The following is a 12,802-nucleotide window of genomic DNA, read 5'->3' on the forward strand; positions in this document are numbered from 1 at the left end:
GATCAAGAATGGGAGCGCAGGCCAGATGAGCCAGATTTGGGATGGAAACGATCTGACCGGATTCCGGTCAAGCGCGAAGTCGGCAGCATCGCGCACCGATGAGACCGAACCTCCGCGTGTCTCCGATTTTCTGATCGTTGGTGTCGGTCTTGCCGTCTCGGCGTCGATTTCGACGCTGGGGCTTTGGAAGCTGGTCGAACTCGTTATCGTCTGACCGCGCCGCCTCGCCTCAAAGCGAAGCGTAGCTGGCCGCGATCAGCGCATTGGCGCGTGCGTCGCCTGCGAGATCCGGTCCCATCTGGTTCATGACATAGGCAATGGCCAGCCCGGTTTTCGGATCGGCCATTCCGAACGACCCGCCCCAGCCCGAATGGCCGAAGGCTTCGTCATTGGGGCCGTATAGTCCCCCCACATTCAGAATGAACCCGGCCCCCCAGCGCGCCGGCATGGCCAGCACCTCGTCATGTCCCTCGATCTGGAGGTCCGTCATGGCGCGGATCGTCTCTTGTTTCACCAGCGCTTTTCCATCGATCCGGCCGTCGCCGGCCAGCGCGCCATAGACCCGCGCAATTGCCGCGGCGGTTCCCTGTCCGTTGGCGGACGATAATTCGGCGCCGCGCCAGAAGCGTTCATTGGGAATGCGCGCATCGGGCGCAGGATTGCCGAGAGCGGCGATCTGCGAAATGTTGAGCGTCTCCGGTGGCGGCATGCTGGATTTTGCCGACGGGATCATTTCGGCGACGCGGATATCCTCCGACGCCGGCAGGCCGATGTGAAAATCGATCTTGTGCGGTTGCGCGACATTCTCGCGGAACCAGGCGCCGATGCTCTTGCCGGCGACGCGCGCGACGACTTCGCCGGCCAGAATGCCGACGGTCAGTGCGTGATACCCGGATCGCGAACCCGGTGCCCAGATCGGCGCTTGCGCGGCAAGGCGGCGGGCCATCAATGCGTGATCGCACATCTCCTCGACCGTGGTCGGGACGGAGGGTCCGCACAGTCCGGCCTGATGCGACAGCATCTGGCCGATGGTGATGTCGGCCTTTCCTTCGGCGGCGAATTCCGGCCAATGCTTCGATACCTTGTCGGAATAGGCGATGAGGCCGCGCTCGACCAGCATGCCGCAGACAAGCGATCCCATGCCCTTCGTCGTCGACCACACATTGGCGAGCGTGTCGGCTGTCCAGGGCCGCGTGCGCGCCCGGTCGGCCGAACCGCCCCACAGATCGACCATCACTTCGCCATCGCGGATCACGGCGACCGACGCGCCCACTTCGCCGCCATGGACGAAATGTGAAGCGAATGTTTCGCGCACAGGTTCGTAGCCCCTGGCGCAGGTGCCGTGAATTTCGACGGCGGTTGCGGCGTCCGACATGTGTCCCCCCGATGGTTTTACCTTGTTGTCCCGCGCCGGCAAGGTTCCGTGCACGGACCGGCTTCAGGCCAGCTTTGTGTCTGCGAGAATGATACCGTCGCCATCGGCATAAAGCCAGTTGCCGGGCCTGATCGTCAGCCCCGCAAAACCGACATCCACATCCCTTTCGCCGCGGCCTTCGCGCGCGCTCCGCTTCGGATGCGCGGCGAGCGCCTTGACGCCGATTGCACAGTCTTTCAGCTCTGCCGTGTCGCGCACGCAGCCATGAATGACGACGCCGGCCCAGCCGTTTTCCTCCGCTAGCTTGCCGAGATTGCCACCGAAAAGCGCGCATTCCATCGAACCGCCATTGTCGACGACAAGCACGCGGCCCCGGCCTTCGCCTTCGACCGCCGCGCGGACAAGCGCATTGTCGTCGCGGACATGCAGCGTCGTCACCGGCCCGGAAAAGGCCAGCCGCCCGCCATAGTCGCGAAAGACGGGCGCGGCATGGCGCACGCGGTCGGGATGCGCGTCGGAAAGATCCGTGGTGGCGGGCGAAACTTGCGTTGTCATAGGCGGCGGTTCCCTTGCGGCAATGTCGGCGCTTCTTATAGCGGCGGCGCAGGGTAGCGCGCCATTGCTTTGTCGCCCTTCCTTCGGGCGGTTCCGCGCGGGGTCAAAACCCGCTAGGCTTGCGCCACAGGCATCGACGAAAGCGCCGGACGGCAGCGGTTTGAGGGAGCTGCCGCCGAACCGGCCGGGAGGAAACCAATGGCACTGGCTCAGGCAAAAACGGCGTCCGGCCCCACGGTCGCCATTCTCGGCGCAGGTGTGGCCGGCATCTGCACGGCGATCAAACTGAAGCAGGCGGGCTTTACCGATTTCACGATCTACGAAAAGGCGTCCGAGATCGGCGGGACATGGCGCGAGAACACCTATCCGGGCTGCTCCTGCGACGTGCCGCTGCATATGTATCAATACTCCTTCGACATGCGGCCGGACTGGACGAAGAAGTTCGTCTTCGCCGCCGACATCAAGGCCTATCTCGAATCCGTCGTCGACAAATACGGGTTGCGCGGCAACATCCGCTTCGACACCGAGATCGATGATGCGCGTTTCGACGAGGCGAGCGGCACCTGGATGCTGAAATCGGGCGACCGCAGCTTCACCGCCAATGTCGTGGCGGCGGGCACCGGCCAATTGCACCGCCCGGTCTGGCCCGACATCAAGGGCCGCGACAGCTTCGCCGGCGATGCCTGGCATTCGGCGCAGTGGAACCACGACGTCGACCTGAAAGGAAAGCGCATCGCGGTCATCGGCAATGGTGCGTCGGCGATCCAGTTCGTGCCCGAAATTGCGAAGGAAGCGGCTTCCGTCACGATTTTCCAGCGCTCGGCGAGCTGGGTGCTGCCGCGCCCGCAGCGCGAGTTTTACGGTTGGGAACGCGCGATCTACAAGGCGCTGCCCTGGACGATGAACATTCAGCGCTGGAAGATCTACTGGTTCGGCGAGCTGCTCTTCCGCACCTTCCATACAGCCGGCGACAAGCTGAAGGAAATGGGCATCGCGGAAATGGAGGCCTATGTTTCCGATCCGGTGAAGAAGAAAAAGCTGACGCCCGATTACGAGCCGGGCTGCAAGCGCGTGTTGTTCGCCAATGACTGGTGGCCCACCATGGGAATGGACCACGTCGACGTCGTGACCGAAGGTATCGAGGAAATCAACGCAAGCGGCATCCGCACGAGGGACGGCAAGCAGCGCGAATTCGATGTCGTGATCTACGGCACCGGCTTCGACACGACGCATTTCCTCGGACCGATGGCGCTGAAGGGCCTTGCCGGCCGCGACATCAAGGACGCCTGGAAAACGGGCGCCGAGGCACATTACGGCATGACGGTGGCGGGCTTTCCGAATTTCTTCATGCTCTACGGGCCCAACACCAATCTCGGCCACAACTCGATCATCTTCATGATCGAGTGTCAGGCCAACTACATTACGCAATGCGTCAGGAAGTTGCGCAACGACGACCTGCTCTATCTCGACGTCAAGCCGGAGGTGCAGCGCGCCTCGAACGAAAGTGTGCAGGCCGACAATGCGAATTCGGTTTTCGCGAGCGGCTGCACGAGCTGGTACAAGACCGCCGAAGGCAAGGTGACCAACAACTGGGCCAACTACACCTTCAAATACTGGTGGCGGGTCCGGCGGCCGAACTTCGCCGAATTCAATCTCCGTACACGGACGGCAAGCGCGCAAGGCGCTGGCGCGGAGGGTATGGCAAGACAGATTGCAGCCGCCGAATAGACGTGGAACGGTCCCGGAAGCGGGGATAAGTTTTTTGCGCGCGGGGGGAAATCATGGATATCCCCGGCATATCTCATGCGCTCTCGCGCCGCCGGAACGCGTGCTGGCGCGTTTGTGACAGTTTTTTGACAGTTTGATGACAGAGGGGGGGTCTGAAGCCCCTTTTTCTGTCCGTCAACAGCCCTCCATCGCGGCGCGCATCGCGGCCGCGGTGAAGGCGTCGCCGGGAAAGAAGGATTCGATAACGAGTTCCGAGAAGGAAATGTCGACCGCCGTACCGAAAACGGTGGTGGCGGTGAAGAAGGTCAATATGCCCGCTTCCGTGCGGATTTTCACCGGCGCGATCAGCCCGCCATATTCGTCCTCGCCGCTTTCATCCGTGCCGCCCGGCATCGCCTTCAACGCTTCAAGCAGCGCCGCGAGGCCTTGATCGGCCGTCTGCGCCACCTGCCGCTCGAGCCGCATGAAGATGTGCGACCGCCAGCCGGCGAGATTTTCGATGCGGGGTGCCAGCCCGCGCGGATCGAGGCTGAGGCGCAACACATTGACCGGCGCTTCGAGCAGGGCCGGATCGACACCTTGCAGGAAGAGACCGGCCGCGTCGTTGGCGGCGACGAGGTTCCAGTGCCGGTCGACGGCGAGCGCCGGATAGGGCTCGCTTCCCTTCAGCACCAGATCGACCGCGCGGCGCGCCGCCGCCGCATCCGGACTGTCGAGCCCGGTTTCGGAATAGACCGGCGCGAAGCCGGCGGCGAGCAACAGCGCGTTGCGTTCGCGGAAGGGCACGTCGAGCAGTTCGGCCAGATGCAGCAGCATGTCGCGGCTCGGGCGCGAGCGCCCGGTTTCGAGGAAGCTCAGATGCCGCGTCGAGATGTCGGCGTCGCAGGCAAAGGCGAGCTGGCTGAGGCGGCGGCGCTGGCGCCATTCGCGCAGGCGTTCGCCGACGGGCGGGGTGTGCATGTTCATGGGGGAGAGACTATGCGCCTCCGCGCGGGCAAACAATTACCTCCCGCGTAATCGACGTGAGGCGGGCTCCTCCCCAACTATGCCTCCAGAAGCCGCGTCCCCCTCGCGGCGCATCGAGAGGAGATCCTCATGACCGACGTCACCGAACTCGCCGACCGCTACATCGAAGTCTGGAACGAAACCGACGGCGACCGCCGCCGCGCCCTGATCGCGAAGACATGGGGCGAGGACGGCGCCTATGCCGACCCGGCGGCCGTGAGCAACGGCCATGACGGCATCGACAAGATGACGGCGGCGGTGCATGAGCGCTTCCCCGGCGCCCGCTTCCAGCGCACCAGCGCCGTCGACAAGCACAATGACCGCATCCGCTTCGGCTGGGAACTCGTCGCAGCGGACGGCAACACCATCGTCGCCGGCGTCGATTTCGGCACGGTGGCGGCGGATGGCCGCCTCGCTTCGATCACCGGCTTCTTCGGCGAACTCGCCGAAGCCGCCTGAGCCGTGTTTTTCATTCCGTCGAAACCCGTTGGACCAAGGAGAAAAAAGATGGCCCTCGCAATCGTCAATTCCATTTCCGCCCGCCACGCCGTGCTGGCGGACGCCGCCGCCAGCGCCGCCTATTGTGCGCTCTTCATCGCCGCCTCAGGGCTGGTCGCCCAGTTGACGGGGCTGCCCGCCGGCTTCGTCTTCTGGATCGGCGTCGCCCTGCTGCCCTGGGCGGCGGCGCTGGCGCTGATCGGCAGGGCGGAGACGCCCGCCGCCGGCGCCGTCGAGACGGTGATCGCCGGCAACGCGCTCTGGGTGGTGGCGTCCATCGCGGTGCTCGCCCTCGGCGTCTTCGACCTCAACGCGCTCGGCGTCACTTTCGTGGTGGCGCAGGCGGTCGTGGTTGCGATCCTCGCCGAACTGCAATTCCTCGGATTGCGCCGCGCCGGCTGAGGGCGGGCCCATCGCAAAGGAAAAGGCCGCGGGGGCGATCCCGCGGCCTTTTTCTGTATGCTGAGCTTGTCCGGACTGCGGAAATCCCGTATATCTCGCTTTCGATCCCCAACCCGTCATGACCCGATTTATTCGGGTCATCCACGTCTTTGCGGGAGCTGAAGAAAGACGTGGATGGCCCGCCTGCGCGGGCCATGACGATTTTGGGGAAACGGGAGAGAAGCTGTGGCGACCCGTCGAAACAAATCCGACGCGCCGGAACTGACCGACGAGCAACTGGAGCGCGCCAGGGCGGCGCGCTTCGTGAAGTCGGTGCGCGCGCAAACGGAGTTGAGCCAGGAGGCGTTCGCCGCGCTCTATCACATCAATGTCGCGCGCCTGCGCGACTGGGAGCAGGGCCGCTCAACGCCCGACAGCGCGATTGTCGCTTATTTCAAGATGATCCGGCAGGAGCCGGAGTTGGTGGCGCGGGTGGTGGGCTGAATGGGTGGGTTACTCTTGCTGCAATATATTTAGAATTTCCTTGGTGAGGGCAGGGAAGTCCCCGTCTACGAACTCCAGCCAATTGGATTCGATTGTCTCCGCCTTTTCTTGCAGGTCCATGTCTCGCGCGGCTGTCGGGGAGAGCAACTCGCGTAGATAGATCGTCGCGTTTTGTTTTCCCATTGGCTTGACTAAACCCTTAAACAAAGAAGGTTTGGCCATCGCAGCTTGGTACAAGTGATTCCGAATTTCGGAATCGGCCGGGCCGCTAACAAGAGAAACAATTATCCGGTCTTTGTACGGATCGGCATTCCAGCTTTTAATTTCAAAAAGAAGATTCCTTCCGGTTTTGGTCCATGTCCCCAGATCGCAGGCGTTTAGCTTGGCGACCCCCAGCCAGGGAAGAGGAACAAAACGAAGGATATTCGCCCCGTGTCGGTCATGACAAAAAAGCGCCTCATCATTGAGGAGCGATCTGGCGATCTCAAGCAAGCTCTCAGGCTCTGGACGGTTTTCGAAGATGAAGTCGAATGCTTCTTTGTGTCGTTCGTAGAGCTGACGCACCAGCTCATGTAGCTGCTCGTCCGGCACGATATGCCTCCTAAGCATTTCAAGGTAGTGGCGAATAATGATCGATGTCTCAGGCGATGTATGGGTATCGTCTACTAGACCTTCCAACGCTTTGGCGACTTCGGCGTAGCTAAACGATACATATCCCGATTCATCGGGTGCAGTTCCATCGGGTGTTAAAAAGACCAACAACTGACGTCGATCCGCGAACCGGTCTTGAATGACCTTTTTGTATCTAGTGAGCTGCCCTTCACTCGCTTTCGCATCGATTTTGTTCTCAATCAAAACGACAAGCCGCAATTCCTTTATGTCGATAAGCAAATCAATGTTGTTCCACTCGCGATAGACAATTGCCCCGTCAAGGTCTCCGACGACAAGTTCAAGCGGTCGAAGTGGCCTTTGCTCGCGAGGTAGCTTGTTGAGAACTGACCGAAGGATGTTAAGCAGCGGTTGTGGCCCGAGTCCGTGACTCCGGTTTGGAGAGAACAAGAACGCAAGAAAATTTGAATGCCTTAACTCGCCTCGAACGGCGCCGACAGCCTCGAAGAAATTCAACTTGGCTCTGTGTCGATCAACCGACCGGAAGTCAGGATCATCAATCAGGTCAGATAGCTTTTCTTCAATGTCCACCGAAGGCCCCGCAACCCGCATGTCATAGAATGAGACACCGTCAATCGGACGCAACCAGAAAGTCTGATTGCGGACTGTCGCACGACGGAAGGTTTTGTAAAAATGGAAAAAGCCGCCGGGTCGCCCCGGCGGCTTTGATCGTTCGGCGGAAGATGCGGCTTAGTGCGCGGCTGCGGCCTTGAACTGGTCGGCTTCGGTCGAGTCGCCGAGCGCCGTCGTGGAGCTTTCGCCGCCCGCCGCCGCGATGGCGACGAGGTCGAAATAGCCGGTGCCGACTTCGCGCTGGTGGCGCGTCGCGGTGTAGCCCTTGGCTTCCGAGGCGAATTCGGCTTGCTGCAGTTCCGAGTAAGCCGCCATGCCGCGGTCGCGGTAGCCGGACGCCAGCTCGAACATGCCGTGGTTGAGCTGGTGGAAGCCGGCCAGCGTGACGAACTGGTACTTGTAGCCCATCGCGGCGATTTCCTTCTGGAACTTCGCAATCGTCGCCTTGTCGAGATTGGCTTCCCAGTTGAAGCTGGGCGAGCAGTTATAGGCCAGAAGCTGATCCGGATATTCCTTGCGGATCGCTTCGGCGAAGCGCTTGGCGTCGTCGAGGTTGGGCTTGGAGGTTTCCCACCACAGAAGGTCGGCATAAGGCGCGAAGGAAAGGCCGCGCTTGATGCAATGATCGACGCCCGTGCCCGGCTTCAGACGGTAGAAGCCTTCGACGGTGCGGCCCTTGTCGAAATCGATGAACTCGTGATCGCGCTCGTCGATGTCCGACAATCAGTAAACGGATAGAAATCGGAACACTCGCCGCCGCCCGAAAAGAATTATTCTTTCGCAATCCCCTCTTCAATACTCGTAATTATCCTTTCCGCCCAATCACGATGCCTTCTGCCTTCGGCCTCGTTTAACCGCTCTTTTAAACTTCTCAGGCGGTTTTCAATAACAGACAGATCGACACTCCGCTCCCGCCGGAATTTCCAAGAGGTCGCCATCTCGGTAACAAGAACGGAATACGGCAACAAGGAATCGTCAAAAGCGCCCTCAAGTTTCAGCTTGTCTCGGCAGGCAACAAAATCATCGAATGCCTGCAGTTGTTTGTCCTTAGAGAAGGCCTTCTGTTCGTAGCTCCATTTGCGCAGAAGTTCTCCATCCGACATGCGCGCAAATGCGAGATAATGCTGAATTGCTCTGAGTGCTACATATGTAGATCCCATCTCGACAGCTTCGCGACGCGCCTTGTCGAGTTCCATGATACATTCGTCGATACTCAGGGCCCACGAGCTCTCATCACGCGTCAGTTTTTCCGACGCCGCGAAATTGTACAACTCTCGCGCAAACGCGCAGCAAAGCACCCGGTACCTGATATTCTGATCCACCTCTCCACCGCCCTGCCTCTGACTGCTCTTGCTTTTGAGGTTGTGAAGTTTCTCCAACCCTTCATCCATATGGCGTTCGATTTCTTTGGGTGTTTTGTCGTAACTTTTGCGGCGCCATTCGAGGCGGTCCAGAAGACCTTCAAGGTAGTGTGCTTCCCATTCCTGTTGCGCAAGTCTTCCGTCCCGATGCACTGAATTTGGCGGACCTACACGACGTGCATGCTGAAGAAAAATCTTCGCATAAGGGAGTTGGTTGTTCGCTGCGTAAAGTATGGAAATGAATAGGAGAACGTCGAATCTGAGAAGCCTTACATCCTCCTTGTCGTCGTCCGTATCTGCTCGACCTGCTCCGTATGCGATTTCAGCCGTCTCAATCGCTCTGTCTATGGCGTCCGATATCTTTATTTCTCTACTCGACTGTTCTTTCAGGTAGTCGTTGATTGCGCGTGATCGGAAGGAGAACAGGTGATAGAAGCTGTTGGACTTGACATAGAGAAAGCTTCGATCTTCGACACCGTCAGCCTTCACAATTACGCCGGAAATCCGCCTGGAATAGTCCCTAAGATTGCTTTCATTGGGCAAAGCTTTCAGCAGGGCAATTTCCCGGCCGAACTGGATTGTAAGGAGCTCGTGTTCGATGATTTGCTGCAGGTATTCTCGAATTTTGCTGTTTTTGATATTTTTCCAGCGCTGTTCGCGATCTTGAATCCGCGTCTTGATTTGCTCCGCGAGGCTTAGTTTTCTGTACTGCGTCCATCCCGCATGCAGCTGTTTTCTGACAAACCGCTTCAATGCCGTAGAGAGGTCGGCGCGACTCTCCGCTGTCAGCGTCTTCAGAAAATCGCCGACAAAGTTTATATACTCGAGAAGTTCTTCAAGAGCTTCGTTCCCCTGATGCGCAAGCGTGACGCGGTCATGGGAGACTATCTCTCCGCCCTGCCGAATCATGAAGGCGCTTACGAGACGAGGATGGAGGATTATTGGCAGTGCCCCTTGAAACCCGCTACCTTCCGACCTCATCGCGCTCAGCGCCTGAAAGTACTGCCGATTGCGAGTGATAAGGGCGACCTGGAGGTTGTCGCTTCGCTCTCCGATTTGACGATTGATATAGTCGAGAAAGGCCAGCGTATAAGCGCCGTCGTCACGCCGCGCCCAGTGCCCATGCTTCGCATAGGATTCGTTAAATCTGTCATTGCCGGTGTCGATCCACTCTAGCCATCTTTCGCGTGTCTCATTTGGATCGAAGGCGTCCAGAGCGCGGGAAACAGTTTGTGCGTTCGGCAACTCGTAAGGTTGGTGTTCCCAAGGAAAATCCGCAGCATCGTAAAAATTAGCCTGACTTAGAAATGAGAGCAGAATATCTCTCTTGGAGGAAGCCGGTTCCCGGGCAAGAGACGCAAAGCCGAATTGCTCGGTATCTTCGATATAAAGTTTCTCCGAGAAGGAGGTACTTTCCTCCAAGATGCGATTTAGGCTTGCATCATTCTGAAGTATCGCCGATTGCCAGTTTTCGGTGGCGCCGCGTGCATAGTGGGCGAAATAGGCAATGCTGTCCTTCAGCAGTGAGAATGCTGGTGGCGAAATTATCGTTGCAAATTCGTCCGTAAGAAGAAGCGCATCGATATATTCGGCCTGCTCCTCATATGCGCGCCTCAGGTATCCAACTAGCTCCTCGTCATCATTCGCGAGGTTCAAGAAAATCCGTTCTAGATTTGTCAGATATTGCCATGTGTCGGCCACGCCGTCCCGTTTGAGATCATGCCGCGACAATGGCGAGCGAGCGTTCCAATAGGCATGAATCTCAGGATAGTCGACGAGATATATCAGGCGTCGCTTGTCTCCGCCGGCAATGAAGGATAGCCCTTCGCGTAGAGAGCCAAGAAGCGCTTTCGCCTCTTCCAATTCGAAGCGAAGCATCTCGAGCGTAAGATTCTGCTGCCATGCCACCATGTTACAACTACCTGTTCATGTGCTATGCAAAAGCTTGAACAGCTGCTTTTTTCAACTCCGACCGCTTGTTGGTGGTTGTTCTGCCAGCCCCATGCGCTCTACCAGAATAGCTCCTCGGTTCTACGCAGGCTTGGCATCTCTGTCTGTAGTTCGCCTTCTTGATATTATAGTTAACAGGCGAAGATAAATTTTCCGGCTTGAGAAACAGAATGTCCACGTCATCACGCTGGGTTCTGCCCAACAGTTGTCGGCGCTCCATTTCGTAAAATGCCGTCGCTGCATTTAGATAGATATCATCCGAAGCATTGGAACCCTGTATGACATTCCAAATATCCTGAAGCCCATGGCCTCGATCAATCGCGGACAAGAGGAACTGACCGAATACGCCGAAAACGTCATAATAAGCAGGGTCACCATCTTTACCTTGAGGAGGATTGTGGACCTCCTTAAACAAATCCTCGGGAGCAACGAAAACATTGGAACGGCGCGTAGAGTGGTGAATAAGATCTCTCCACAACAGGGGCCAGCTCTCCATTTCCGCGATCGCCAGGGGCGCGAACAGGATTGAGGCGAAGGGAGCCATGACGTCGCAACTATAAAGCGCTCTTGAGCACCTGATTGCGGCACTGTGCTGCGCGCAGGCAAAGGTGGCCAGGGCGCTGACGATCTGATCGACCGATATGTGAGCGGCAGCTTTCTCGGAGACATCCCAACGCTTCTGCTGAAGCTCCACAACGAGGATGTCGATTGCTGCAGCAAGATGAGGCGTTGTCGAGTGGAGACCTGAGCGCGCGACAGCGTAAGCGAGAGTTCGAATGTGCTCGAGTTCGAAACTATGGGCTGCCTCATCAAGCGAGGTAGCGATGGCTTCTTTAATAATTCTAACGACGTCGATCTCCCCTGCGGGAAGGAGAAGCGCTGTCAATAAATCGTCCAACCCGTATTCCGCAGGATTGCTCATCAAGAAGGGATAGGCTTGGCCTTTGTCCAAATAAGTACGGAGCCAATCTGCAAAGTGCTTTTCTCTCGAGAGAAAATGATCATCAAAGATCTCGACATTGGCAGTGTTCCAATCAATCATGAATAGATGCGCCCCTTCAGATATGCAGCGATGCGGTCTTCGTTCACAAGTATGTCGGTGTCGTCATCCAAGGTGCCCAAATCCTCGGTGGCTAGATTGGAGATACGAAATTCACCGTCACGGAGAACCAATTCAGTTACTCCAATGCGGGCTCGTTTCAGTGGCATGGTTCGCCCAAAATCGTCAGCAGCATCGCATGCGCAGAACGCTCTGTAGCCCGCCGCGGAAAACGTGGTGGGCCGCCACATCTCGACTCCTTCGTCAAGGTCGAAGGATATCAACGATAAATCTTCGCCCGATTTTTTTATGAGGCCGACCTTGATGCACGCCCACTTGGCCGTAGAATGTGGGGAGCGTGATCCTTTCTTTGGGAATAATCGACGTACCGTATGAAAATTCACCCAAGGTGACGGGAGGCGGTCGGCGATCGCTTCGAGGGTTCTTCGAGCAGTTGCCGACGCCGTATTCCATCGATCCTGATTCTGCTCCCAGATTACTTCGCCGCCGAGGAATGCCCGGCTTTTCACCGGTTGGCCGATCGTAGATCGAACTTCGTAGTCGCGCCTTGCTTTCTCCGTCGACATGACGCGTGCCACGCGTCGGTTGCCATCCAAATGCTCGAGACTCTGCCTCGATATGGTGGGCGCTTGCGCCGTTACGGGCGGAGTTGCTGCGGACGTAGCGCAATAGTTGTTCACCTGCCCCATTGCAGATGCCGACGCAGATACAAGCCCTGTTGTTGAGCGGCGGGCATACACGCTGAAGCTTGCGATGTAGCTTATGAAGCCCGCAATCGCAGAGTAGGTTTCAGGCCTCTTCCGATAGTCAAATAAAAGATTGAGTAGCAGCGTCTCTCCATCTTTGTGACGCAGAACCAGCCGCACCCAGTTCCAGCAGGCACGGTTCATCATTCGGCATTCGGCCTTTGTCAGCACCACATCGCCGATCTTTGGCATTTTCCCGCCCCCAGCTTTTAGGATTAAATAAGCATATCGGCAAGTCAACGAAGAGCTTGCGGTTAGGTGGGCGGCAAATACCCGAAAATGACAGAAAACGGCCGAAAGTTGCCCGTGGCCCGGTGCGCTAAGCGTTGTGAATGACAAACAAAAAAGCCGCCGGGTCGCCCCGGCGGCTTTGATCGTTCGGCGGAAGATGCGGCTT

The 12,802-nt window shown here is 58.1% G+C and carries 12 protein-coding genes and 1 pseudogene; 5 read left to right on the forward strand and 8 right to left on the reverse strand.

Features of this window, described 5'->3' with window-relative positions; genetic code table 11:
• Positions 1-25: 25 nt before the first annotated feature.
• Positions 26-214, forward strand: coding sequence for a hypothetical protein (locus tag WEB61_RS07825; RefSeq protein WP_368063776.1), 189 nt, complete (start codon positions 26-28; stop codon positions 212-214).
• 15 nt (positions 215-229) lie between these two features.
• Here the strand turns inward: WEB61_RS07825 and WEB61_RS07830 are convergent, their stop codons facing one another.
• Both WEB61_RS07830 and rraA read right to left on the reverse strand, forming a co-directional pair.
• Positions 230-1,375 carry a serine hydrolase domain-containing protein gene (locus WEB61_RS07830; protein ID WP_368063777.1) on the reverse strand — a complete coding sequence of 382 codons (1,146 nt, stop codon included), beginning with the start codon at positions 1,373-1,375 and terminating at the stop codon, positions 230-232.
• A 63-nt stretch (positions 1,376-1,438) separates the two neighbouring features.
• Positions 1,439-1,930, reverse strand: a complete 492-nt coding sequence (gene rraA, locus WEB61_RS07835) for a ribonuclease E activity regulator RraA (RefSeq protein ID WP_368063778.1) — start codon at positions 1,928-1,930, stop codon at positions 1,439-1,441.
• A gap of 198 nt (positions 1,931-2,128) precedes the next feature.
• Between rraA and WEB61_RS07840 the strand changes: the two genes are divergently transcribed.
• Positions 2,129-3,658 (forward strand): flavin-containing monooxygenase, encoded by a 1,530-nt coding sequence (locus tag WEB61_RS07840; protein ID WP_368063779.1) that lies wholly within the window; start codon positions 2,129-2,131, stop codon positions 3,656-3,658.
• Positions 3,659-3,832: 174 nt separating this feature from the next.
• Here the strand turns inward: WEB61_RS07840 and WEB61_RS07845 are convergent, their stop codons facing one another.
• Positions 3,833-4,624, reverse strand: coding sequence for a helix-turn-helix domain-containing protein (locus WEB61_RS07845; RefSeq protein WP_368063780.1), 792 nt, complete (start codon positions 4,622-4,624; stop codon positions 3,833-3,835).
• 129 nt (positions 4,625-4,753) lie between these two features.
• On the opposite strand from WEB61_RS07845, the gene WEB61_RS07850 reads away from it, so the two are divergent.
• From WEB61_RS07850 to WEB61_RS07860, 3 genes are all read left to right on the forward strand, one after another.
• A complete protein-coding gene (locus tag WEB61_RS07850) occupies positions 4,754-5,122 on the forward strand; it encodes a nuclear transport factor 2 family protein (protein ID WP_368063781.1) in 369 nt (122 codons plus the stop codon).
• A 48-nt stretch (positions 5,123-5,170) separates the two neighbouring features.
• Positions 5,171-5,563, forward strand: coding sequence for a hypothetical protein (locus WEB61_RS07855; RefSeq protein ID WP_368063782.1), 393 nt, complete (start codon positions 5,171-5,173; stop codon positions 5,561-5,563).
• A gap of 225 nt (positions 5,564-5,788) precedes the next feature.
• Positions 5,789-6,046: a helix-turn-helix domain-containing protein gene (locus WEB61_RS07860; protein WP_368063783.1), complete on the forward strand. Its 258-nt coding sequence runs from the start codon at positions 5,789-5,791 to the stop codon at positions 6,044-6,046.
• A gap of 9 nt (positions 6,047-6,055) precedes the next feature.
• Here the strand turns inward: WEB61_RS07860 and WEB61_RS07865 are convergent, their stop codons facing one another.
• From WEB61_RS07865 to WEB61_RS07885, 5 genes and pseudogenes are all read right to left on the reverse strand, one after another.
• Complete coding sequence (locus WEB61_RS07865) at positions 6,056-7,246, reverse strand: PD-(D/E)XK nuclease family protein (RefSeq protein WP_368063784.1); 1,191 nt, start codon at positions 7,244-7,246, stop codon at positions 6,056-6,058.
• Positions 7,247-7,405: 159 nt separating this feature from the next.
• Positions 7,406-8,008 (reverse strand): annotated as a pseudogene (locus WEB61_RS07870) (isocitrate lyase); the annotation flags it as partial.
• 50 nt (positions 8,009-8,058) lie between these two features.
• Positions 8,059-10,560, reverse strand: a complete 2,502-nt coding sequence (locus WEB61_RS07875; protein ID WP_368063785.1) for a hypothetical protein — start codon at positions 10,558-10,560, stop codon at positions 8,059-8,061.
• Between the two features lie 22 nt (positions 10,561-10,582).
• Positions 10,583-11,641, reverse strand: coding sequence for a hypothetical protein (locus tag WEB61_RS07880; protein WP_368063786.1), 1,059 nt, complete (start codon positions 11,639-11,641; stop codon positions 10,583-10,585).
• Positions 11,638-12,802 (reverse strand): hypothetical protein (locus WEB61_RS07885; protein ID WP_368063787.1); only part of this gene is annotated, 1,165 nt, incomplete at its 5' end. The genes WEB61_RS07880 and WEB61_RS07885, both read right to left, overlap by 4 nt.

This window comes from Parvibaculum sp. (assembly GCF_040882025.1).
Classification (GTDB): domain Bacteria; phylum Pseudomonadota; class Alphaproteobacteria; order Parvibaculales; family Parvibaculaceae; genus Parvibaculum.